Source organism: Brenneria sp. hezel4-2-4 (assembly GCF_013155275.1).
Taxonomy (GTDB): domain Bacteria; phylum Pseudomonadota; class Gammaproteobacteria; order Enterobacterales; family Enterobacteriaceae; genus Brenneria.
Genome location: NZ_JABJXS010000002.1, coordinates 42,864 through 65,630, shown reverse-complemented (window position 1 = coordinate 65,630; position 22,767 = coordinate 42,864). Strand labels below are relative to the sequence as shown.

Below are 22,767 nucleotides of genomic sequence, written 5' to 3'. Positions count from 1 at the left end.
TTTCACTTATCGCTCAATTACACTGCATCCTTCAGAGAAGGATCCGGCGGCGTGGCATCATCACCATGGCGACTCAAGGCGGCGCCCTTTGTCGGCACGTATGCGTTATTGCCTGACCCAATCACATTAAAAATCGCTGTTACCAGTTCATTTTCATGATTTGGGTTCTTGCACAGAAAATAGCGAGTTTCCGGCAGTCTTGGCAAGCCATCCTCCTCGCCCAGAACCCTTAGCTCCGGGCTCATCATCTCAACCGAACGAACGGTCACGCCCAGGCCCGCCTTAACGGCCGCACGGACGGCCGACAGCGTTGAAGCCACGTAAGAAATCCGCCAGGGGATCCCCGCCGCAGTGAGATGCTCCAGCGCCAGCGAGCGGAAAGGACTGGGCTCGTCCAATACCACCAGCGAGACGGGTTCTTCCGGCCTGAATTGATAATCCGCGGCGCAATACCATAGCGTTGGCGACGTTCTTAATAGCACATGAGGAAATTCCATACTGTTCATCGTGGTAATCACCAGATCAATATTCCCTTGATGTAGCATCTCCAACATTTCCGCACTACGCTTCACGCTAACGGCTATCGATAATTTAGGAAACACCGATGTTGCCCGGTGCAAAATATAAGGAAGAATGGTGTCAGCGGTATCATCGGAGGCGCCAATGGTGAGCGTCCCCTGAATATCGCTATATATTAATGACGTACATGCTTCATCATTGAATTGTAATATTTTCCTGGCGTATCCCAAAAACTGGATACCATGTTCAGTCAGCAGCTTGTTGCGCCCGTGGCGGGCAAACAGCTCCTTTCCGATGAGTTGCTCTAAACGTTGCATTTGTTGGCTGACGGCCGATTGTGTCCGACGTACAGCAACAGCAGCGGCTGCAAAAGTGTTCAAATCTGCAACGGCGACAAACGTTCTTAATAGGTCAAGATCGAGATTAAGTACTGGTCGATTTGCGTTGGTCATACGATTCATCACTTATCTATTTTAATTTTTAACAAAAACATTCCTGGTGTTTTATTACATGTATCGGTTACAACCCATACACTTTAAAGACACTATCGCAGACGCACGATAAGGGCAAAAAAATACTTATGTTTCGTTACCACAATCGCCTTTTCAATTGATGAGCCACCGTTATTTTAAGCGATTACCCCCCTTGATTTTTAAATTCTTAATCCGGTGAAAATCAGCGTATCTTTTTTTATTCTGCAAAATAAACCACTTTCGCTTATTTCAAATAACAAGGAATCTATTTTCATAGGTAAAAAGTTTACTGCGTGACCAAAAATCAGAACTTCCATCTACCCTATCTCTCCCCGATTAACACCTCTTCATCATAGTGTATCAGCGTAATAATTTGCAGAGAAAGCGATAATCATTCTTCAAAAGGTATCACAGGAGGAGTACATTAAGCCGGTTATGCTATTCCACACAGGAATACGCTTTTCCCGCAAAAGGTTTGTGATATTTATGTCTCCGATTGAAAAATCCCAAAAGCTGGAGAACGTCTGTTACGACATCCGTGGTCCGGTCCTCAAGGAAGCCAAACGTCTTGAAGAAGAAGGTAATAAAGTTCTTAAGCTGAACATCGGCAACCCAGCGCCTTTTGGTTTCGATGCCCCTGATGAAATTCTGGTCGATGTGATCCGCAACTTACCGACGGCGCAGGGCTATTGCGATTCAAAGGGTCTCTATTCCGCGCGTAAAGCCATCGTACAGCACTATCAGGCCAGAGATATGCGCGATATGACCGTCGAAGACGTGTATATCGGCAACGGTGTTTCTGAATTGATCGTGCAATCCATGCAGGCGTTGCTGAATACGGGCGACGAGATGCTGGTTCCCGCCCCGGACTATCCGCTATGGACGGCGGCCGTCTCGCTATCCAACGGCAATGCCGTACATTACCTGTGCGATGAAGCCGCAGGCTGGTTTCCCGATCTGGATGACATTCGTAATAAAATCACGCCGCGCACCCGCGGGATTGTCATTATCAATCCCAATAACCCGACAGGCGCGGTGTACAGCAAGGAGTTGCTGCTGGAAATCGTGGCGATTGCCCGTGAACACGGCCTGATCATTTTCGCCGACGAAATCTACGATAAAATCCTGTACGACGATGCCCAACACCACTCGATCGCCGCGCTGGCGCCGGATCTGCTTACCGTGACGTTTAACGGATTATCGAAAACCTATCGTGTCGCCGGTTTCCGTCAGGGGTGGATGGTGCTGAACGGGCCGAAAAAACACGCCAAAGGCTATATCGAAGGATTGGAAATGCTGGCATCGATGCGCCTGTGCGCCAACGTGCCGATGCAGCATGCCATTCAGACCGCGATTGGCGGTTATCAAAGCATCAGCGAGTTCATTCAACCCGGCGGACGTTTGTATGAACAGCGTAATCGCGCCTGGGAATTGCTCAACCAGATCCCGGGGGTGTCCTGCGTCAAACCCAGCGGCGCGCTCTATATGTTCCCGCGTATTGATGCCAAACGCTTCAATATTCATGACGACCAGAAATTGGTTCTGGATCTTCTTTTACAGGAAAAAGTATTGCTGGTTCAGGGCACGGCATTCAACTGGCCTTACCCGGATCACGTTCGCATCGTCACCCTGCCCCGCGTTGATGAGTTGGATATGGCAGTGCACAAACTGGGCCGTTTTCTTGAAGGCTACCGTCAATAAATAAGCCGTCTGGTCGTCGGGCGTAGCAGCCCGACGACGCCATTTCATGATGTTTGCATAATCCCCGCCATGTGACCACAATGGATCCCCATCGTGCTGTAGTCTGAGAGATTGTCATGAATCAGAGTCACTTTTTTGCCCATTTATCCCGCCTGAAACTCATCAGCCGCTGGCCGCTGATGCGTAACGTCCGCACAGAAAACGTATCCGAGCACAGTCTTCAGGTCGCTTTTGTCGCTCACGCGCTGGCGGTGATTAAAAACCGTAAGTTCAACGGCAACATGAACGCCGAGCGAATCGCGCTGCTGGCGATGTACCACGACGCCAGCGAAGTCCTGACGGGAGACATGCCGACCCCCATCAAGTATTACAATGCGCAGATCGCCCATGAATATAAGAAAATCGAAAAGATAGCCCGCCAGAAACTGATCGATATGCTGCCGCCCGAATTACGCCCGGATTATCAATCTCTATTGGACGAGCAACACATGAGCGAAGATGAGCGGGCGATCGTCAAGCAGGCCGACGCGCTGTGCGCCTATCTGAAATGTCTGGAAGAACTGTCGGCGGGCAACACGGAATTCACCTTGGCCAAAGCCCGGCTGGAAAAAACATTACGGCAGCGCCAAAGCCCGGAGATGGATTACTTTATGACCGTATTCATCCCCAGTTTCAGTTTATCGCTGGACGAAATCAGCCAGGACTCGCCGCTGTAACGCTTATCGAAAGCTGACATTGTTTGTGCGGATCAGGTCTGTGCGGATCAGAATGGATAAATCCACGGCACCATCACCACGCTGACGATCATCACCAATACCGTAAATGGCACGCCGATACGCACAAAGTCGCCGAACTTATATCCTCCCGGCCCCAACACCAGCGTATTCACCGGTGACGACACCGGCGTCATAAAAGCCGCGGAAGCCGCAATCGCAATGATCATGGCGAAAGGATAAGGCGAAACGCCCATCTGTTTCGCCGCGGCAATCGCAATCGGCGCCATCAGCACCGCTGTCGCGGTGTTCGAGATAAACAGGCCGATAACGGCGCACAGGATAAACAGGCACACCAACATGACATGCGGCCCGGAGCCGCCCGCCACATCCATAAGCCCATTGACGATCAACGCTACGCCGCCGGTTTGCTGCAATGCCAGCGCGAACGGCATCATCCCCACAATCAGGATGATGCTGGGCCAGTGAATGGCGCGGTAAGCCCCTTCCATATCGATGCAGCGGAATTTGCCCATTAATAAGCATGCAATCAGCGCCGCAACGGCATTGGGAATTTCATCAGTCAGCATCATCGCCACCATCAACGTCAGGCAGAATAACGCATGGGGGGCCTGACTGACGGCCGGCGCCACGTCGTCCACTTCAGCGGGCAAATTAAGCAGCAGAAAGTCATTTTTTTGCGTATGCAACTGCCGAATCATTCGCCAGTCGCCGATAACCAGCAGAATATCCCCCAGTTGAAGCTGTTCGTCAGCCAGGATCCCGTCCATCGCCTCACCGTTACGCCGGATGCCCACCACGGAAAGACCATAGCGGCTGCGAAAGCCGACATCGTAAAGGGTTTTCCCCAAAAGCTCGGAGTCGGGGATCAGGGAAACTTCGGCCATCCCCACGTCCCGCGCCTGCTCGGAAAAATACTCGCCGCGCAGCACCATCGGCTCCAGACGCTGCGAGGCGCAGAACTCGCGTAAATCCACGTCTGAGGTGGACATATCAATCAGCAGGACATCATTCAGCCGCAGCTCCGTATTTCCCGCCACGCTGACCATCACGCGCCGGAATTTGCGCCAGCGCTCAATCCCGACGATATTCGCGCCATAGCGCTGACGCAGCCGAAGGTCATCAAGCCGGTGACCAATAAAAGGAGAACCGGGGCGGATCGCCAAACGACGAGCCCTGCCCGTCAGTTTGTAATCGCGGATAAGATCGCGGAAGGTTCTTCTTTTCCAGGTATCTTTGGTTGTCTCCGTTCCGGCGTCGCTAAGCCAATAGCGCGCCACCATCATATAAGCCACGCCGATCAACAGCACCACGGCGCCAATCGGCGTCATACTGAAAAAACCAAACCCGTCGATACCTTCCCGCACCAGTTCGCTGCTCACCACCATGTTGGGCGGCGTGGCAACCAACGTCATCATCCCGCTAATCAACCCGGCGAAACTCAGCGGCATCATCAGTCGGGCCGGAGAGGTCTTCATGCGGGCCGACACGCTGAGCACCACCGGAATAAAGATAGCCACCACGCCGGTTGAACTCATGAATGCACCCAACAGCGCGACAGTGACCATCAGCAGCACCAGCATTTTTATTTCGCTGCTGCCGGCGGCCCGCACCAGCCAGTCGCCGACCTGGTAAGCCACGCCGGTACGCACCAGACCTTCGCCAATAACAAACAGGGCCGCGATCAGAATAACATTAGGATCGCTGAAACCGACCAGCGCCTCAGGCAACGTCAATGTCCCGCTCAGCACAAAAGCGATAATGACCAGGAGTGCCACAACATCCATGCGTAATTTATTGGTGGTAAACAACACAATGGCGATCAGCAACAGGGATAAAACCCAGAGAAGTTCGCTATTCAAAACGGTTCCCCTGATGGAAAAGTAGTCATGATAGGTGTAATACAGGCCGCAGCAAAAATGCGGAACATGTTTAACGCTGCGCAGCGGCGGCCTGAAGTCGTGATGGACTAAGACAGTCTGCCATAAAAAAACCTCGCAGATGCGAGGTTTGATCATATTTAGTCATACTTTTATCAATCAGTTATAGCGATCTATCGGGTAAGGATAATCCGGGCGCCGTCAGGCGACGGGGCTATCCGCAATTGCGTCAGCGAATCTAAAATCAGATCGACCTGATCCAGCTTCGGCGTATCAGCCGGCGCCTTTACCGCGATAACCTGACAGCCAGCCGACAGTCCCGATAACACCCCGGCGGGCGCATCCTCGACGACGACGCACTCCCCGGGTTTGAGGCCTAACTGCTGCGCCCCTAATAAATAGGCGTCAGGACATGGTTTACCCTTGGCGACCTGCTCCGCTGTAATAAAGGCTTTCGGCGCGGGCAATCCGCCGGCCCGATGACGGGCGCTGGCGATAGGCACCGTGCCGGAGGTGACGATCGCCCAGGGAATACCCAGTTCATCCAGCCGTTCCAGCAGCGCTTTCGCTCCGGGCATGGCGACAATGCCCTGGGTATCCGTCGCCTCTATTTTTTCCAGCGCATCGAATTCTCGCTGGATAAATTCCTCTGTTTGCCCTTTGAGGAAGTGGCGCAGAGAGGTAATGGCCTGCTTGCCATGAATAAAATCGAGAACCTCTTGCGGTTCGATACCGTGCGCTTTCGCCCAGTCAATCCACGATCGCTCCACGGCAGGCAATGAATCGACCAGCGTACCATCCAAATCGAACAGAAAACCTTTGCACTCCACAAACAGCTCCTCGGCGATGAATCAGGCGTTGATAATTTGTGCGATTTCGACCGCGCTCAAATGATACTGACGCGGACAAGACTGCCAGATAGTCAGCATCCTGCCATATTTATCCCACATTTTAGTCTGGGCATTAAAACCGTGCGTGCCTGAATCGAAATGCGGGTAACGCCCTTCCACATGCACCATAAAGCGCACGAACCCGAGGTAACGCGCTTCCGTCGCGGCATCGAAGCCCAGAAAGGTCAGACGGCGTTCATCCAGATCCTGCTTGTCTTTCAGATTTCCCCAGGACACCTGCAAGGCATGGTGCATTTCCATGATATTGATAATCGTGCGGCAAACCTCTTCACTCAGATCGCCGAATTCACGATCCAACTCACGCATTTGTAAACCATACCCGCGCTCAATAATGGTTTGCAGCCGGCGATAACGCTCAGCGTTGTCCGGATCCAGCATCGTCATCATTTTATATTGATTCGAAAGGATCAATCTCTGGGCATTCGTCATTTCCATGGTGCTCTCCTGAACCTTATTCCGGCATACTGCCGATCGCTATTATATTGAAAGCAGAGTCGCATACTGAATCGTATCACGGTAGCAGCAGCGCTCGATTTTTTGATTTAAAACAGCAGGAAAGGCAAAATAGCATTTCACCTTTCATTCGTCTGATGAAGATCACAGATCGTCCAGAAATGTTTTGTCGAGCTGTTTAAAAGCGCGCTTCAGCACATCCGCCAACGTCTGATAAGTCGGCGTTTCCTCCAGCGGAGCAAGCGCCAGACCGGACTCAAGCAGCTTATGACGAATATCATGAAACCACTGCAATAACGTGGGAGGTAAAGGAGTAACGGAACGACGCCCCAGCCACCATAAGCCCTGCATCGGCAGGCTACAGGCAAAGAGCGCGGTGGCGATGGCGGGCCCCAACTGCCCGCCGAGCGCGATCTGCCACGTCAGGGTAAACACCGCCAGCGGAGGCATAATCCTGACCCCAAACTGAGTCGCGCGCGCCACCCGGTTTTCAGGGAACACCGGGGCCAGACGCTTATCCGTGGGCCAGGTTTTCATATAGTGCTGCCCACGCTGGAGTAACTGTAGCCAACTGATTCGACCGCTAGGTTTCGTTGCCATAGTCACACCTCAACTTTACAGATAAAAAATAAAACTTTTGCACAAATCAACAACTCAATTTGAGAGGATTAAAATATATTTTGTGTTTGCCGAACGCTATCGGTATCCTAGTTCGGCCTTTTAGCCGCCTCATACTCACGCAGTATGACTATACCCAGGGATATATTTCCCACGACCAAACAAGCGCTGTCAACAAGCCATTAACGTTGATGCATTGCTTTAATTAAATCGCGAGCTTCATAAGGCCAGTGTCGTGTCATTATACTGCGTATGCGGTATAACAATACTTGATAAAATCGGCACTTTTTCACCGTCATGTCAGGTGTATCACACCAGGGTATGATGTTAATCATAAATGCCAACGGCGATATGCGATACGCTACGTTCTGTTCGGCGTTTTTTTAACCATGCATAACAAATGTATAACAAGTAGGTACTTCCATGTCGAGTAAGTTAGTACTGGTTCTTAACTGTGGTAGTTCATCCCTGAAGTTCGCCATCATCGATGCTGTTAACGGGGAAGAATACCTGTCTGGTCTGGCCGAGTGTTTCCACCTTCCTGAAGCGCGTATCAAATGGAAAATGGATGGTGCTAAACAGGAAGCCGCTCTGGGTGCTGGCGCAGCTCACAGCGAGGCGCTGAACTTCATCGTTAATACCATTCTTGCCCAAAAACCCGAGCTGTCCGCTCAGTTGGTTGCTATTGGCCATCGTATTGTCCACGGCGGTGAGAAATTCACTCAATCAGCCGTCATCAATGACGAAGTCCTCCAGGGTATCAAAGATTCCGTACCTTTTGCACCTCTGCATAACCCGGCGCACCTGATCGGCATTGCAGAAGCATTGAAATCATTCCCGAACCTGGCCGATAAAAACGTGGCTGTATTCGATACCGCGTTCCATCAGACCATGCCGGAAGAGTCTTATCTTTATGCCCTGCCGTACAAATTGTATAAAGACCACCATGTTCGCCGTTACGGCGCGCACGGCACCAGCCACTACTTTGTGACCCAACAGGCTGCTGAAGTGCTGAACAAGCCGGTAGATGAGCTGAACATTATCACCTGCCATCTGGGCAACGGCGGTTCCGTTACCGCGGTACGCAACGGTAAGTGCGTTGATACGTCCATGGGGCTGACCCCGCTGGAAGGCCTGGTGATGGGCACCCGCAGCGGCGATATCGATCCGGCGATCGTCTTCCACCTGCATGACTCGCTGGGCATGAGCGTGGCGCAAATCAATACCCTGCTGACCAAAGAGTCCGGCCTGCTGGGTTTGACCGAAGTCACCAGCGACTGCCGCTATGTTGAAGACAACTATGCGACCAAAGCCGATGCCAAGCGGGCAATGGACGTTTATTGCCATCGTCTGGCCAAGTACATCGGCGCATACAGCGCGCTGATGGAAGGTCGTCTGGATGCGGTAATCTTTACCGGCGGTATCGGTGAAAACGCCGCGATGGTGCGTGAACTGACGCTGAACAAGTTGGGTCTGCTGGGCTTTGACGTCGATCATGAACGCAATCTGGCCGCTCGCTTTGGTAAAGGCGGCAACATCGCTAAAGACGGCAGCCGCCCGGCGCTGGTAATTCCAACCAATGAAGAATTGGTGATCGCGCAAGACGCCCTCCGTCTGACCGCGTAAACAACTCCCAACTCCGTCAGCTCAGGCTGGCGGAGTTGCTTTTGACTAACGAGCAACCGTGAAGAGGTTCAGCCGTGTCCCGTACAATCATGTTGATCCCAACCGGCACCAGCGTCGGCTTGACTAGCGTCAGCCTGGGTGTCATTCGTTCCATGGAACAAAAAGGCGTACGCCTGAGCGTGTTCAAACCCATCGCTCAGCCTCGCGCCGGCGACAATACGCCCGACCAGACCACCACCATTATCCGTGCCAATTCATCCATCACCGCGGCTGAACCGCTGGCCATGAGCCACGTGGAAGCCTTGCTGAGTTCCAATCAGCAAGACGTGTTGATGGAAGAGATCATTGCCCGCTACCATGAAAATACCAAAGATGCGGAAGTGGTTCTGGTTGAAGGTTTGGTTCCAACCCGCAAACATCAGTTCGCCAATTCGCTGAACTATGAAATCGCCAAAACCCTGAATGCCGAAATCGTCTTCGTGATCTCGCTGGGCAACGATTCCCCGGATCAGTTGAAAGAGCGTATCGAACTGGCCCGTTCCAGCTTCGGCGGCAGCAAAAATAAAAATATCACCGGCGTAATCATCAACAAGCTGAATGCGCCTGTCGATGAGCAAGGCCGCACCCGCCCGGACTTGTCCGAAATCTTTGATGACTCCTCCAAAGCCAGCGTGGCGAATATCGATCCTAAGCAACTGTTCGCCAACAGCCCGTTGCCGGTGCTGGGCAGCATTCCATGGAGCTTCGATCTGATCGCCACCCGCGCCATTGATATGGCGAAGCATCTGGATGCCCGCATTATCAACGCGGGCGACATCCAGACGCGCCGTGTTAAATCGGTTACTTTCTGCGCGCGCAGTATTCCTCACATGCTGGAACATTTCCGCCCCGGCTCTCTGCTGGTCACCTCCGCCGACCGTCCGGACGTGCTGGTCGCCGCCTGTCTGGCCGCCATGAACGGCGTGGAAATCGGCGCCCTGCTGTTGACCGGCGGCTATGAAATGGATCCCAGTATCAGCAAGCTGTGCGAACGGGCATTCCAGACCGGTCTGCCGGTGTTTATGGTCAAGACCAACACCTGGCAGACCTCTCTCAGCCTGCAAAGCTTCAATCTTGAAGTGCCGGCGGATGACCACCAACGGGTGGAAAAAGTGCAGGAATACGTGGCGCGCCACATTGATCCCCAGTGGATTGAATCACTGAGCGCTGAATCCGAACGCTCACGCCGTCTGTCTCCACCGGCATTCCGTTATCAGTTGACGGAACTGGCGCGTAAGGCGGGCAAGCGTATTGTTCTGCCGGAAGGCGATGAGCCGCGTACGGTGAAAGCCGCGTCTATCTGCGCCGAGCGGGGTATTGCCCACTGTGTGCTGCTGGGCGACCCGGAAGAAATCCAGCGTGTTGCCGCCGCTCAGGGCGTAGAACTGGGTAAAGGCATTGAGATCGTTGATCCGATAGCGGTGCGTGAACGTTATGTTCCGCGTCTGGTTGAACTGCGTAAGAACAAAGGCATGACCGAAGTGGTTGCCCGCGAACAACTGGAAGACAACGTTGTGCTGGGCACGCTGATGCTGGAACAAGGCGAAGTTGACGGCCTGGTTTCGGGCGCGGTTCACACCACCGCCAATACCATCCGTCCGCCGCTACAGTTGATTAAAACCGCGCCGGGCAGTTCGCTGGTCTCTTCCGTATTCTTTATGCTGCTGCCTGAACAGGTTCTGGTTTACGGCGACTGCGCCATCAATCCGGATCCGACCGCCGAGCAGTTGGCGGAAATCGCCATCCAGTCCGCCGACTCGGCCACCGCTTTCGGCATCGATCCGCGCGTGGCGATGATCTCTTACTCCACGGGGAACTCCGGCGCCGGCAGCGATGTGGAAAAAGTGCGTGAAGCAACCCGTTTGGCACAGGAAAAACGTCCCGATCTGGTCATTGATGGCCCACTGCAATACGACGCGGCGATCATGGCTGACGTGGCGCTCTCCAAAGCGCCGAATTCGCCGGTTGCGGGTAAAGCGACGGTGTTCATCTTCCCTGATCTGAACACCGGCAACACCACCTACAAAGCGGTGCAGCGTTCAGCCAACCTGATCTCCATCGGGCCAATGCTGCAAGGTATGCGCAAGCCGGTTAACGATCTGTCTCGCGGCGCGCTGGTGGACGATATCGTTTACACCGTCGCGCTGACGGCGATTCAGGCTACCCAGCTTTAATGGTTGCCCCCAGCCTCCCTGGTTTCGACCGCGGAGGCTGGAAGAATGGCGCCCTGCCTTAACTGCTGGCGCCAGGTTCGAATCGATAACCGAACAGACGACTGACCGGCTCTTTTACGCCTTCACTCAGCGCGGCTGTCAGCAGTTTCCCCGTCTCCCGGCCCATTTTTTCATAATCCACCCGTACCGACGTCAATACCGGATAGGTTTGATCGCAGTTTTCGCTGCCGTCCAGACAGGCTATCGCCAGATTTCCGGGCACTTTGATCAATCGGCGCTGACACTCGAACAATAACCCGAGCGCAATATCTTCATGGCTGCAAACCAGCGCATCCAGCTCCGGCTGCCTGAGCAGCAGTTCCGTCAGGGCATGACGGCCAAACTGCATGCTGGAGGCGTCAGGCGTCGCCACCACCAGATCGGCATTCTGATAGCCTTGCAACATGGCTTTATGCCAGCCGTTCAACTGTTGTCGTTGCAGGCGGTTATCCATATGCGCACAGACGTAACCGATATTCTTATATCCCCGCGCCAGCAAATGCCGGGTTAACTCTCCCGCGGCGGCAGAGAAATCAACGCTGAGGGTCAGGCTGGCGTTCTGGTTACCGGCGCCGGCGATATTCAAGGTCGGCACCGATGCCCGTTCAATGGACTGCCAGGTGCCGTCGGTAAGCTGTGATCCAAAAACCACCAGCGCGTCGGGATTATTCTGTAGCAAGGTGCCAAGAATGCTGGCTTCGTGCTGCTGGTTGTAATCATGACAGCCCAGCAACAGTTGGTAATTGTTACGGTTAAGCACCAGTTGCAATGATTGCATAAACGTCGAGCTGGCCTGGTCGGCCAGCGAAGGGAGCAGCACGGCGACAGTGTTGCTGTAGCCGGAAGCCAGCGCCCCCGCCGCGCGATTGGGAATGTAGCCCAAAGACTCCACGGCCTGCTCTATTTTCTCACGCAGCTTATCCGACACCTGTTCCGGTGTTCTCAGCGCGCGGGAGACGGTCATCATGCCAACGCCGGCGTAATTTGCCACATCCTGAAGAGTAACCCGCCCGGTGGTGCGGCGTTTACGCAATTTTTCCATTCTGGTATTCCCTGTTTCCGACATCGTACTCCGCCGCGCCTTCATCGTTGGATAACCTATATTATTCCTATTGTAACCGCCAACGTCCAAGATCATCACGCCGTTAATGATAGTGCTATCACATAATTTGGTAGCGCTATCAGTTAGCGCTACCAAGTGAGAAGTAGCTCACATTAATCGGCCGATAAAGCCACTACGCTCTGCGGCATGACGTAAAGAGAGAGAAACATAAATGTTAAAAGATCTGTTAACGCCAGATGTGATCCAACTGATTGATCGCGTGGAGGATTGGCGCAGCGCCGTGGCCGTTTCCTGTCAACCGCTCATCGATAATCATGCCATCGAACCTCGTTACCTGGAGGCTATCTACCGCTCGCACCAGGCGATCGGCCCGTATTACGTGATTGGCCCCGGCATCGCCATGCCGCACGCGCGGCCGGAAGAAGGGGTGAACCGCCAGGCATTGAGTCTGACGGTGATCCGCAATGGGGTTGATTTTGCCGCGGGCGAGAACGATCCCGTCAGGCTGCTGGTGGTGTTGGCCGCGGCCGACAGTCACAGCCATATCGACACGATTTCACAACTGGCGGCGTTATTCGACAACAGCGCCGATACCGCCGCCATCATGCAAGCCAACAGCCCGCAAGAAATTCTTGCGATCGTCGCACGCTATTAATTACCTGCTCCGGAGTAAATAAAATGAAAATCACCGTCGTTTGCGGTAACGGTTTAGGCACCAGCCTGATGATGGAAATGAGCATTAAAACCATCCTGCGGGATTTGGGGGTCAGCGCCGAGGTTGACCATGTGGATCTGGGCTCGGCCAAAGGCACGCCAAGCGACATCTTTGTCGGCACCAAAGACATTGCGGAACAGCTGGCTGCCCAATCCGTCAGCGGAAAAATCGTCTCGCTTGACAACATGATCGACAAAAACGCCATGAAAGCACGTTTGTCCGTGGCGCTTAGCGAATTGGGCGCCCTGTAACCGGAGGTCAGTATGGATTTCTTTCGTTTTTTGATGAGCGACGTGCTGTCCGAGCCGTCGATTCTGGTCGGTCTGATCGCGCTGATTGGTCTTATTGCCCAGAAAAAACCCGTTACCGAATGTATTAAAGGTACGGTCAAAACCGTTATGGGCTTTCTTATCCTCGGGGCGGGCGCCGGTCTGGTCGTGGCCTCGCTGGGCGACTTTGCCGCTATCTTCCAGCACGCGTTTGGCATTCAGGGCGTAGTGCCGAACAACGAGGCGATCGTCTCGGTCGCGCAGAAAAGCTTTGGCAAAGAGATGGCCATGATCATGTTCTTCGCCATGGTGATTAACATTCTGATCGCCCGTTTCACGCCGTGGAAGTTCATCTTCCTGACCGGACACCATACGCTGTTCATGTCGATGATGGTGGCGGTTATCCTGGCTACCGCGGGTATATCCGGCGTGACGCTTATTGCCATCGGATCGGTGGTGGTTGGCGCAGCGATGGTGTTCTTTCCGGCGATTGCGCACCCGTACATGAAAAAAGTCACCGGTTCCGACGAGGTGGCGATCGGCCATTTTTCGACGCTATCCTACGTTCTGTCTGGCTTTATCGGCAGCAAGTTCGGCAACAAAGCGCATTCGACTGAAGATATGAACGTACCGAAAAGCCTGCTGTTCCTGCGGGATACGCCGGTCGCCATCGCCTTCACCATGAGCATTATCTTCATTGTGACCTGCCTGTTCGCCGGGCCGGAATTCGTCAGGAGCATCAGCGGCGGCAAAAACTGGCTGATGTTCTCGCTTATCCAGTCGATTACCTTTGCGGCGGGCGTCTATATCATTTTGCAGGGTGTGCGCATGGTGATTGCCGAAATCGTACCGGCATTTAAAGGCATTTCCGACCGGCTGGTGCCCAATGCCAAACCGGCGCTTGATTGCCCGGTGGTGTTTCCCTATGCGCCAAACGCGGTGCTGGTCGGTTTTCTCAGCAGCTTTGCCGCCGGCATTCTCGGCATGTTCGCGCTGTACCTGCTCGACATGACGGTTATTATTCCCGGCGTCGTTCCGCACTTCTTTGTCGGCGCCGCCGCGGGCGTATTCGGTAATGCCACCGGCGGACGCCGCGGGGCGATTCTCGGCGCCTTTGCTCAAGGTCTGCTGATTACCTTTCTGCCGGTATTCCTGCTGCCGGTACTGGGAGAAATCGGTTTCGCCAACACCACGTTCAGCGATGCGGACTTCGGCGCGCTGGGGATCCTGCTGGGTATCATTGTACGTTAAGCATACGCGCTGCCGACGGCAGCGCGTTTTTTGCGACGACTATAAGGGGCGGCCAGGGATGGTCACCTTACGGCCTTACTTCTCCAGTTCAATAAAGCCGCCATCTTCGGCGCGGCTCTGCGTATCCTTGCCGACGCTCTCTTCCCGCGCCAGCGGTTTGCCGTGGTTTTGGTCGTTGTAGCGCGTTAACCACAGCGATAAAGCCTTAAGCGAATCAGGGGTAAACTCGTCACAGCGGGCGGTGATCTCTTCCGGCGTCAGCCAGCTCACTTCATCGATTTCTGATTCTTGTAGCGCAAACGGCCCGTGCGTGACACAGCTGAACAACGCGCCCCATACCCGGCAGTTTTCCCCTTCATAGTAAAACAAACCATGCTCGGCCAAGGGGATACCGGCAATGCCGAGCTCTTCCTCCGCTTCACGGCGGGCGGACTCAAGCATATTCTCGCCGCTTTGCACCACGCCGCCGGCGGTCGCATCCAGCCATCCCGGGTAGAAGTCTTTGCTTTCAGTCCTGCGCTGAACCAGAATCTTCCCCATGCCGTCATGCACAACAATATAAGTAGCACGGTGGCGAAGACACTGAGCACGCATCTGCTGACGACTGGATTGAGCGATTACCTCATTGTTTTCATCGACGATATCTACCCACTCTGTGCCTGCTGCCTGACTTTGTTCCACCATCCTCTGAAGCCCTTTAGTATTGGCGCGTTGCAACGCGCGTCTATTTTCAAAAACCGATGTTGTGCCGCCTGCCCAATCAATTTCAAGATGACGGGTATAGGCTAAATTAGTGCCTAATGCTCACCTGCGCAATAGGCTCCCCGCCGGCCAGGGGGAGAACCTGCAAAATGCCTTGATCCAACATGCCGTAACTGGCGGGATAGCCGCCTTTAGGCAGACTGACCGAACCGGGATTGAAGTAGTAGAGATCTTCCCGTTTTTCCGCTAGCGGAATATGCGTATGGCCGTAAACCAGCACATCCCCCGCATTCAATGGCGGATGATTGTCAGGATGATAGAGATGACCATGCGTAAGGAAAAGGCGATTTTGCGGCAATAGCACATGTTGCCAAGGCGCCGTCACCGGAAAGTTAAGCAGCATCTGATCCACTTCACTATCGCAGTTTCCCCGCACCGCGACGATACGTTGCGCATAAGCATTCAACCGGGCCGCGACGTCCGCCGGATGATAGCGTTCAGGTAAGGGATTACGCGGGCCGTGGTTAAGGAAATCACCCAGCAGAATCAGCCATTGGGCGCCGCTTTGTTCAAAAATATCCAGTACCCGATTGGTGGCGGTCAATGAGCCGTGTATATCCGATGCAAACATCAATTTCATCATTTATGCCCTTATTACTTGAAGTTGCAATTCAGACATAGTTTAACAAAGTTGCAGCGCCAGACTTAGGATAAATCGCATCGTCACCGGCAGGGCATGACGTTCGGCCGGCAGGAAAAAGCCGCTAGCCGGATAACAACCCGCAAGACGGCGGCGCGATCCGCCCATGCAGTGCGGGATTGTCGCTTTCATCTTTAAGCTGAATCCCCGACAAGCGGCGCTGAAAGCACTGTTCCAGCAGCCAGGCCAGCTTAAAAGCCGCCTGGGGATAATCCAGCCCTTCAGGGCGGATATTGGAAATACAGTTGCGCTCCGACTCCAGCCGCCGGGTAGTGGGTCCCCAGGTCATATAAACGCTCAGGCTATCCGGTGAAGAGAGTCCGGGACGCTCACCGATCAGAATGGCAACCGCTTTCGCCTGCATACACTCGCCGATATCATCGCCCAGCGCCACCCGCGCCTGATGGGCCAGCACCACCGGCGCCAGCGAAAGCCCTAACTGGGAAAGGTAGGGCCGCAGTGCGGCGATCAACGGCACAGCCTGCCGATGCACCGCTTTAGACGATAAGCCGTCGCCGACCACCAGCAACAGATCGGCTGGCTTACCCGGTAAGCTCCGCAGCAACGCGCGGCTCGAATCAGCCAGCCGGCGGCCTAAATCCGGTCGACAGAGATACTGTTCCCGGTTTTCCGCGGCGCTATGCACAGTGAGGGTTTCCAGGCCTTCGCGCGCCAGTCGCCGGGCCAGCGTTTCACTGTCAAACGCCTGATGAACGGCATCCCGCGCCTGAGCATGCGCCATCCCGAACTTCAACAGTTCGCGGGTCGGCAGACTGGCCCCTGCCCGGCCCAGCGCAATACGGGCGGCGGTAAACTCACGCAGCGCTTCCCAGGGATTAGCATGGATCACCTTACTCATGGGCGCTTCTCCAGATAGGGTTGATGCTGTAATAACGGGTGCTGACTGCCGGTATCGCACAGGCGGCCGAGTGGATCGATAATCCGCATCTGCTCCAGCCAGGCGCCGAATTCCGGCGCATGTTTCAACCCCAGCAGTTCGCGGATATAGAGCGCATCATGGAAAGATGTGCTCTGATAGTTGAGCATAATATCGTCCGCCCCAGGAACCCCCATCAGAAACGTCAGTCCGGCGTTAGCCAGCAAGGTTAGCAGCGTGTCCATGTCGTCCTGATCGGCTTCGGCATGGTTGGTGTAACACACATCGCAACCGAGCGGCACTCCCAGCAGCTTGCCGCAGAAATGATCCTCCAGACCGGCGCGGATAATCTGTTTGCCGTCATACAGATATTCAGGACCGATAAACCCCACCACCGTATTCACCAGCAAAGGAGAGAAGCGCCGGGCAACCGCATAGGCCCGCGCCTCACAGGTTTGCTGATCGACGCCATGATTGGCGTTGGCCGACAGGCAGCTTCCCTGACCGGTTTCAAAATACATGACATTGTTCCCCACCGTACCGCGCTTCAGACTTAATGCAGCCTGGTGCGCTTCTTCCAGCGTCGCCAGATTAAAACCGAAACTGGTATTAGTGGCCTCCGTACCCGCGATCGACTGGAATACCAGATCGATCGGGGCTCCCCGCTCCATCAGTTGCAGCGTATTGGTAACGTGGGTCAACACGCAGGACTGCGTCGGGATCGCAAAACGACCGATCACATCGTCCAGCATATAATTCAGCTTTTCCAGCAGCGGCAAGCTGTCGCTGGCGGGATTGATGCCGACCACCGCATCACCGCTGCCATATAACAAGCCATCCAGCATACTGGCGGCGATGCCTCTCAGATCGTCGGTCGGATGGTTGGGCTGTAATCTCACGCTGATGTGGCCGGGCAAACCGATGGTGTTGCGAAATTTGGTGGTGATCCGACATTTTTTTGCCGCCAGGATCAAATCCTGATTACGCATGATTTTACTCACCGCCGCCGCCATTTCCGGGGTGATCCCCGGCGCGACCTGAGACAGCATAGCGCTATCCGTACTTTCGCTAAGCAGCCAGTTGCGAAAATCCCCCACCGTCAGATGAGAGATGGAGGCAAAAGCCGCCCGATCATGACTGTCGATAATCAGCCGCGTCACTTCATCCTGCTCGTAAGGGATCAGTGCCTGCTGCAAAAAAGTCTCCAGCGGCAAATCGGCCAGCGCCATGCGGGCGGCCATCCGTTCTTCCGCGCTTTCCGCCGCGATGCCCGCCAAAAAATCGCCGGATCGCGCCGGCGATGCCTTTGCCATCAGCTCACGCAAATCATTAAAACGATAACTGCGGTGACTCAGCGTCGTCTGATACATCCTTTCGCCTCGTTCATCTTGCCGGCGGCCCGTAATCTGTATAACGGGCCGTTTTTATGTCATCAATCCAATCTGTTATTTGGAAGCCGTCAGTTGCGGATCAAATGCCGCGCTATCGCGCGAGCCGCGGGTCAAACGGAACCAGCCATAGCCCAGCAGCATCATACCGGCAAAAATCGTTGCCAATAACGTATTGTAATAAACCATAGCAGCCAGACAGACGACCGCCATCACCAGCGCAAAAGCCGGGGCGAACGGATACCAGGGAGCGCGAAACGGACGGTTCAACTCGGGTTCGCTGCGGCGCAGTTTGAAGAGGGAAGCCATTGACGTGATATACATCACGATAGCGCCGAATACCGACATGGTGACAATATTGGCCGTCAACGGCTGCCCGCCGATGGTCACCAGCGAATCAGAGAAAATGGCGGCGATACCGACAACGCCGCCGGCCAGAATGGCCCGGTGCGGCGTACGGAAACGCGTGTGAATACGCGCCAGCGGCTTAGGTAGATACCCCGCGCGCGCCAGGGCGAATATCTGGCGTGAATAGCCCATGATGATGCCGTGAAACGACGCAATCAGACCGAATAACCCCAGCCACACCAGCATATGCAGCCAACCGCTGTTGCTGCCGACAACCAGCTTCATGGCCTGGGGCAGCGGATCGTTGATATTCGACAGTTGCCGCCAGTCGCCCACGCCGCCGGCAAACAGCATCACGCCGACGGCCAACAGGGTTAAGGTCAGAATACCGCAGATAAAGGCGCGTGGAATGGTACGGCGCGGATCTTTCGCCTCCTCGGCCGCCATTGCCGCGCCTTCGATCGCCAGAAAGAACCAGATGGCAAACGGGATGGCGGCAAAAATACCGGACAACGCCACCGGACTGAACTCATCCGACCCCGCCCACCCCAGACTGGTGAAATTGCTCCATTCAAAACCCGGCGCCACCACGCCCATAAACACGAATAATTCAAAAATCGCCAGCAATGTGACCAGCAGCTCAAACGTTGCGGCGATGCCGACGCCAAGAATGTTGAGACCCATAAAAATAAGGTAGGCGCTGACGGCCACCCATTTGGGATCCAACGCAGGAAACTGCACATTCAGATAAGCGCCGATAGCCATTGAAATCGCCGGCGGGGCGAACACAAACTCGATCAGCGTCGCGAACCCGGCGATAAAACCGCCGGTCGGACCAAAGGCGCGATAGGCATAGGCAAACGGCCCGCCGGCATGGGGTATCGATGTTGTCAGCTCGGTAAAGCTGAAGATAAAAGCGCAATACATGGCGGCGATCGCTAACGCGGTGATCAGGAAACCCAACGTACCGGCCTGCGCCCAGCCATAACTCCAGCCGAAATATTCGCCGGAAATAACCAACCCAACGGCAATTCCCCATAGGTGGAAACTGCTCAACGTCCGTTTTAATCCTGGTTCCGCCTGGCTATTTTTCATACTTCCATCCCCTGATATCAATATAATATCAAGGGATATTGCAAGGACTGTACCAGATAGAAAGAGGAGATAAACACCGGCCGGATTCTCTGTTGCAAAACGCGGATGACAGCGCCATGCCCCTTTTTGAGACAGTTCGCTCCGTAATGCGGCAGCGGTTGCCTGCTTTAAGGGCAATCTCAATTATCACGGCGGCAGCTTATTTTCTATGCAGGTAAATGATAGGGTAGTGTTCCGGCTTTTCTAAAGTGAAACGGAGATGCTATCCATGATCGACCTCTATTACGCCCCTACCCCCAACGGACATAAAATTACGCTTTTTCTTGAAGAGGCAACGCTTCCTTATCAGCTTCATCGTGTGAACATCAGCACCGGCGAACAGTTTAAGTCTGAGTTTCTGGCTATCTCCCCTAACAACAAAATCCCGGCGATTGTCGATCGGCAGCCCGCTGATGGCGGCGACGCCATCAGCCTGTTCGAATCCGGGGCAATCCTGCTGTATCTGGCTGAAAAACACGGCGTCCTGCTCAGCAACGATCTGCGTGAGCGCACCGCAACCCTGCAATGGCTGTTCTGGCAGGTAGCGGGATTCGGCCCCATGCTGGGACAAAACCATCACTTCAATCACTATGCTCCGCAGCCGGTTCCCTACGCCATTGAGCGCTATCAGCAGGAAACGCAACGTCTATACCGGGTGTTGAACAAGCAGCTACAGAACAGCCCCTGGCTGGCGGGTGAGCATTATAGTATCGCCGATATTGCGACCTATCCGTGGGTTGTCTCCTATGCGCGTCAACGCATCGATCTTGCAGACTATCCGGCGGTGAAAAACTGGTATGAACGGATTAGCGCCCGTCCGGCGACCGAGCGGGCATATAAATTAGCGGAGCAGTAATCAATCCCATTCGGCCTTCGGTTATCTTCTGGTATGGTTACAACAACATATACTCACCGAGGGCTGATGGATGTCACACCGTAATACCGATGCCGTTATTCGTATAAAGAATCTGCGGTTACGCACGTTCATTGGCATCAAAGAAGAAGAGATCAACAACAAACAGGATATTGTCATCAACGTTGTGATCCACTACCCGGCGGTGCGGGCGCGCAACAGCGAGAATATCGATGATGCATTGAATTACCGCACCATCACCAAAAATATTATTCGTCACGTTGAAGAAAACCGTTTCGCGCTGCTGGAAAAATTAACGCAGGATGTACTCAATATCGCCAGCGATCATGACTGGATCACCTATGCTGAAGTAGAAGTGGATAAATTGTTTGCCCTGCGGTATGCCGACTCGGTGTCCATGACCATGAGCTATCGCAAAGCATAGCCTGTCAATCCGTTCCGAGCGCGGTCGGAACAGCGGCGGTTTGGCGAGTAACGTTTTCCTCAGACAGAAAACGAAGCGGCACGGCCAGGGGCCAAAGGGTAAATAAACCCCCTTATGGAATAGGTTCTAAGCGAGGCCAGACATGCAATTACTTGTTACCGGCGGAACCGGTCTTATCGGACGTCATTTGATTCAACGATTACTGCTGCTTTCTCATCATGTAACCGTATTGACCCGCGATCCCCAGCGCGCCAGAAAGGTATTGGGCGATCGGGTTGAATACTGGTCGACACTCAACAACAAAACCGCCTTGAACGGATTCGACGGCGTCATTAATCTGGCGGGCGAGCCGATTGCCGGCAAACGCTGGACCCCACAGCAGAAACAGCGCCTGAGCCAAAGCCGCTGGAGCATTACCGAGCAGCTCGCCAAACTGATTAACGCCAGCAGCGAACCGCCCGCCGTTTTTATTTCCGGTTCCGCCGTGGGGTATTACGGCGATCAGGGCGCCGCGCTGGTGACGGAAGATGAAACCCCGGCCAACGAATTTACTCACCATCTGTGCGCCCGCTGGGAAGCGCTGGCGCAATCCGCCGAGAGCGACAAGACCCGCGTCTGCCTGTTGCGCACCGGCATCGTGCTTTCCGCCGAGGGCGGCGCGCTGGCAAAAATGCTGCCGCTGTTCCGTTTAGGTCTGGGCGGCCCGATGGGATCAGGCAAACAGTACATGCCCTGGATCCATATCGACGACATGGTGAACGGCATTATTTATCTGTTGGATAACCAGGTACTCAGCGGGCCGTTTAACATGGTTTCCCCTTATCCGGTGCGTAACGAACAATTCTCCGCCATGCTGGCTGACGAGCTGGATCGGCCGGGTTTTATGCGCGCGCCGGCTTTCGCCATCAAACTGCTGCTGGGCGAAGCCTCAACGCTGGTGCTGGGCGGGCAGCGCGCTATTCCGCAGAGGCTGGAGGCGGCGGGTTTCGGGTTTCGTTTCTTTGAACTGGAAGAGGCGCTGAAAGATGTGATGAAAAAATCCGGCTGACGTCACGCCAGCCAGACTGAATTCACTTCAATGTTCCCGACAGAAACTGCTGTAACCGGGGACTTTGGGGGTTGCCGAAAACGCTGGCCGGCGGCCCTTCTTCTTCAATCACGCCCTGATGCAGAAAAATCACATGGCTGGAAACGTGGCGCGCGAACTCCATTTCGTGCGTCACCACCACCATGGTTTTCCCCTCTTCAGCCAGTTGCTGCATAATGCGCAGCACCTCGCCGACCAGTTCGGGATCCAGCGCGGATGTCGGTTCATCAAACAGCAGCACTTCCGGTTCCATCGCCAGCGCACGGGCGATGGATACGCGTTGCTGCTGCCCGCCGGACAGATTGGCCGGGTATTTATCCTGCGCCTCGCCGGTGATGCCGACTTTATTCAGATAGAACACCGCTCGCTCACGCGCTTCGGCCTTACTCAGGCCCAATACCTGAACCGGCGCTTCCATCACATTTTCCAGCGCGGTCATAAAGCTCCACAGATTAAAATGCTGGAACACCATCGTCAGCCGGGTGCGCAACATCTGAAGCTGTTTTTTATCAAAAATCTTCAATTGACCGTCGCCGTCACGCACCATGCGGATTTCCTGGCCGTTGACGTAAATGGCCCCTTCACAGGGTTTTTCCAGAAAATTGATACAGCGCAGCAAGGTACTTTTGCCGGAACCGGACGATCCGATAATCGAAATCACGTCCCCGGCGTTAGCCTTAAGCGAAATGCCTTTCAGTACCTCGTGCCGATCATAACGTTTATGCAGATCCGTCACCATCAGCTTATTATTCGACATACTCTATTCCT

22 protein-coding genes are annotated in these 22,767 nt (G+C 54.4%); 10 read left to right on the top strand and 12 right to left on the bottom strand.

Going from position 1 to position 22,767, the window contains the following annotated elements; translation table 11 throughout:
• Positions 1-17: 17 nt before the first annotated feature.
• Positions 18-971 (bottom strand): transcriptional regulator LrhA, encoded by a 954-nt coding sequence (gene lrhA / locus HOY33_RS04335; RefSeq protein ID WP_172288976.1) that lies wholly within the window; start codon positions 969-971, stop codon positions 18-20.
• A gap of 507 nt (positions 972-1,478) precedes the next feature.
• On the opposite strand from lrhA, the gene HOY33_RS04330 reads away from it, so the two are divergent.
• Together HOY33_RS04330 and yfbR are read left to right on the top strand one after the other, a co-directional pair.
• Positions 1,479-2,693: a pyridoxal phosphate-dependent aminotransferase gene (locus HOY33_RS04330; RefSeq protein WP_172288974.1), complete on the top strand. Its 1,215-nt coding sequence runs from the start codon at positions 1,479-1,481 to the stop codon at positions 2,691-2,693.
• Positions 2,694-2,809: 116 nt separating this feature from the next.
• Positions 2,810-3,409 carry a 5'-deoxynucleotidase gene (gene yfbR / locus HOY33_RS04325; protein WP_172288972.1) on the top strand — a complete coding sequence of 200 codons (600 nt, stop codon included), beginning with the start codon at positions 2,810-2,812 and terminating at the stop codon, positions 3,407-3,409.
• Positions 3,410-3,456: 47 nt separating this feature from the next.
• Here yfbR and HOY33_RS04320 read toward each other — a convergent pair whose 3' ends face one another.
• The 4 genes from HOY33_RS04320 to yfbV form a co-directional block, all read right to left on the bottom strand.
• The gene (locus tag HOY33_RS04320) at positions 3,457-5,289 is read right to left on the bottom strand and encodes an SLC13 family permease (RefSeq protein WP_172288970.1); all 1,833 of its coding nucleotides are present in this window, start codon (positions 5,287-5,289) and stop codon (positions 3,457-3,459) included.
• Positions 5,290-5,480: 191 nt separating this feature from the next.
• Positions 5,481-6,137: a sugar phosphatase gene (locus tag HOY33_RS04315; protein WP_172288968.1), complete on the bottom strand. Its 657-nt coding sequence runs from the start codon at positions 6,135-6,137 to the stop codon at positions 5,481-5,483.
• Positions 6,138-6,158: 21 nt separating this feature from the next.
• Positions 6,159-6,653 carry a YfbU family protein gene (locus HOY33_RS04310; protein ID WP_172288966.1) on the bottom strand — a complete coding sequence of 165 codons (495 nt, stop codon included), beginning with the start codon at positions 6,651-6,653 and terminating at the stop codon, positions 6,159-6,161.
• 162 nt (positions 6,654-6,815) lie between these two features.
• Entirely contained in the window at positions 6,816-7,271 is a 456-nt protein-coding gene (yfbV, locus tag HOY33_RS04305) for a terminus macrodomain insulation protein YfbV (protein ID WP_172288964.1), read from the bottom strand.
• 441 nt (positions 7,272-7,712) lie between these two features.
• Between yfbV and ackA the strand changes: the two genes are divergently transcribed.
• Both ackA and pta read left to right on the top strand, forming a co-directional pair.
• On the top strand, positions 7,713-8,915 hold the full coding sequence (gene ackA, locus HOY33_RS04300; protein WP_172288962.1) for an acetate kinase: 1,203 nt from the start codon (positions 7,713-7,715) through the stop codon (positions 8,913-8,915).
• Positions 8,916-8,989: 74 nt separating this feature from the next.
• Entirely contained in the window at positions 8,990-11,128 is a 2,139-nt protein-coding gene (gene pta / locus HOY33_RS04295) for a phosphate acetyltransferase (protein ID WP_172288960.1), read from the top strand.
• A gap of 58 nt (positions 11,129-11,186) precedes the next feature.
• Here pta and HOY33_RS04290 read toward each other — a convergent pair whose 3' ends face one another.
• Entirely contained in the window at positions 11,187-12,254 is a 1,068-nt protein-coding gene (locus HOY33_RS04290) for a LacI family DNA-binding transcriptional regulator (RefSeq protein ID WP_371734377.1), read from the bottom strand.
• Positions 12,255-12,441: 187 nt separating this feature from the next.
• On the opposite strand from HOY33_RS04290, the gene HOY33_RS04285 reads away from it, so the two are divergent.
• The 3 genes from HOY33_RS04285 to HOY33_RS04275 are packed head-to-tail and all read left to right on the top strand — an operon-like array spanning position 12,442 to position 14,465.
• On the top strand, positions 12,442-12,885 hold the full coding sequence (locus HOY33_RS04285; RefSeq protein ID WP_172288956.1) for a PTS sugar transporter subunit IIA: 444 nt from the start codon (positions 12,442-12,444) through the stop codon (positions 12,883-12,885).
• 23 nt (positions 12,886-12,908) lie between these two features.
• Positions 12,909-13,196 carry a PTS sugar transporter subunit IIB gene (locus HOY33_RS04280; RefSeq protein ID WP_172288954.1) on the top strand — a complete coding sequence of 96 codons (288 nt, stop codon included), beginning with the start codon at positions 12,909-12,911 and terminating at the stop codon, positions 13,194-13,196.
• Positions 13,197-13,208: 12 nt separating this feature from the next.
• Positions 13,209-14,465, top strand: a complete 1,257-nt coding sequence (locus HOY33_RS04275; RefSeq protein ID WP_172288952.1) for a PTS ascorbate transporter subunit IIC — start codon at positions 13,209-13,211, stop codon at positions 14,463-14,465.
• A gap of 75 nt (positions 14,466-14,540) precedes the next feature.
• Here the strand turns inward: HOY33_RS04275 and yfcD are convergent, their stop codons facing one another.
• The 5 genes from yfcD to eat form a co-directional block, all read right to left on the bottom strand.
• The gene (gene yfcD, locus HOY33_RS04270) at positions 14,541-15,149 is read right to left on the bottom strand and encodes an NUDIX hydrolase YfcD (protein WP_172288950.1); all 609 of its coding nucleotides are present in this window, start codon (positions 15,147-15,149) and stop codon (positions 14,541-14,543) included.
• A 106-nt stretch (positions 15,150-15,255) separates the two neighbouring features.
• Complete coding sequence (yfcE, locus tag HOY33_RS04265) at positions 15,256-15,807, bottom strand: phosphodiesterase (RefSeq protein WP_172289447.1); 552 nt, start codon at positions 15,805-15,807, stop codon at positions 15,256-15,258.
• Positions 15,808-15,931: 124 nt separating this feature from the next.
• Positions 15,932-16,726: an ethanolamine ammonia-lyase subunit EutC gene (eutC, locus tag HOY33_RS04260; protein ID WP_172288948.1), complete on the bottom strand. Its 795-nt coding sequence runs from the start codon at positions 16,724-16,726 to the stop codon at positions 15,932-15,934.
• Complete coding sequence (locus HOY33_RS04255) at positions 16,723-18,114, bottom strand: ethanolamine ammonia-lyase subunit EutB (protein WP_172288946.1); 1,392 nt, start codon at positions 18,112-18,114, stop codon at positions 16,723-16,725. Before HOY33_RS04255 ends, eutC begins: the two co-directional genes overlap by 4 nt.
• A 75-nt stretch (positions 18,115-18,189) precedes the next feature.
• On the bottom strand, positions 18,190-19,575 hold the full coding sequence (gene eat, locus HOY33_RS04250) for an ethanolamine permease (protein ID WP_172288944.1): 1,386 nt from the start codon (positions 19,573-19,575) through the stop codon (positions 18,190-18,192).
• Between the two features lie 268 nt (positions 19,576-19,843).
• Between eat and yfcG the strand changes: the two genes are divergently transcribed.
• The 3 genes from yfcG (at position 19,844) to HOY33_RS04235 (ending at position 21,960) form a co-directional block, all read left to right on the top strand.
• Positions 19,844-20,470, top strand: a complete 627-nt coding sequence (gene yfcG, locus HOY33_RS04245; protein WP_172288942.1) for a GSH-dependent disulfide bond oxidoreductase — start codon at positions 19,844-19,846, stop codon at positions 20,468-20,470.
• Between the two features lie 70 nt (positions 20,471-20,540).
• The gene (folX, locus tag HOY33_RS04240) at positions 20,541-20,912 is read left to right on the top strand and encodes a dihydroneopterin triphosphate 2'-epimerase (protein WP_172288940.1); all 372 of its coding nucleotides are present in this window, start codon (positions 20,541-20,543) and stop codon (positions 20,910-20,912) included.
• Positions 20,913-21,054: 142 nt separating this feature from the next.
• A complete protein-coding gene (locus HOY33_RS04235) occupies positions 21,055-21,960 on the top strand; it encodes a TIGR01777 family oxidoreductase (protein WP_172288938.1) in 906 nt (301 codons plus the stop codon).
• 22 nt (positions 21,961-21,982) lie between these two features.
• On the opposite strand, the gene hisP is transcribed toward HOY33_RS04235, so the two are convergent.
• A complete protein-coding gene (hisP, locus tag HOY33_RS04230) occupies positions 21,983-22,756 on the bottom strand; it encodes a histidine ABC transporter ATP-binding protein HisP (RefSeq protein ID WP_172288936.1) in 774 nt (257 codons plus the stop codon).
• Between the last annotated feature and the right edge of the window lie 11 nt (positions 22,757-22,767).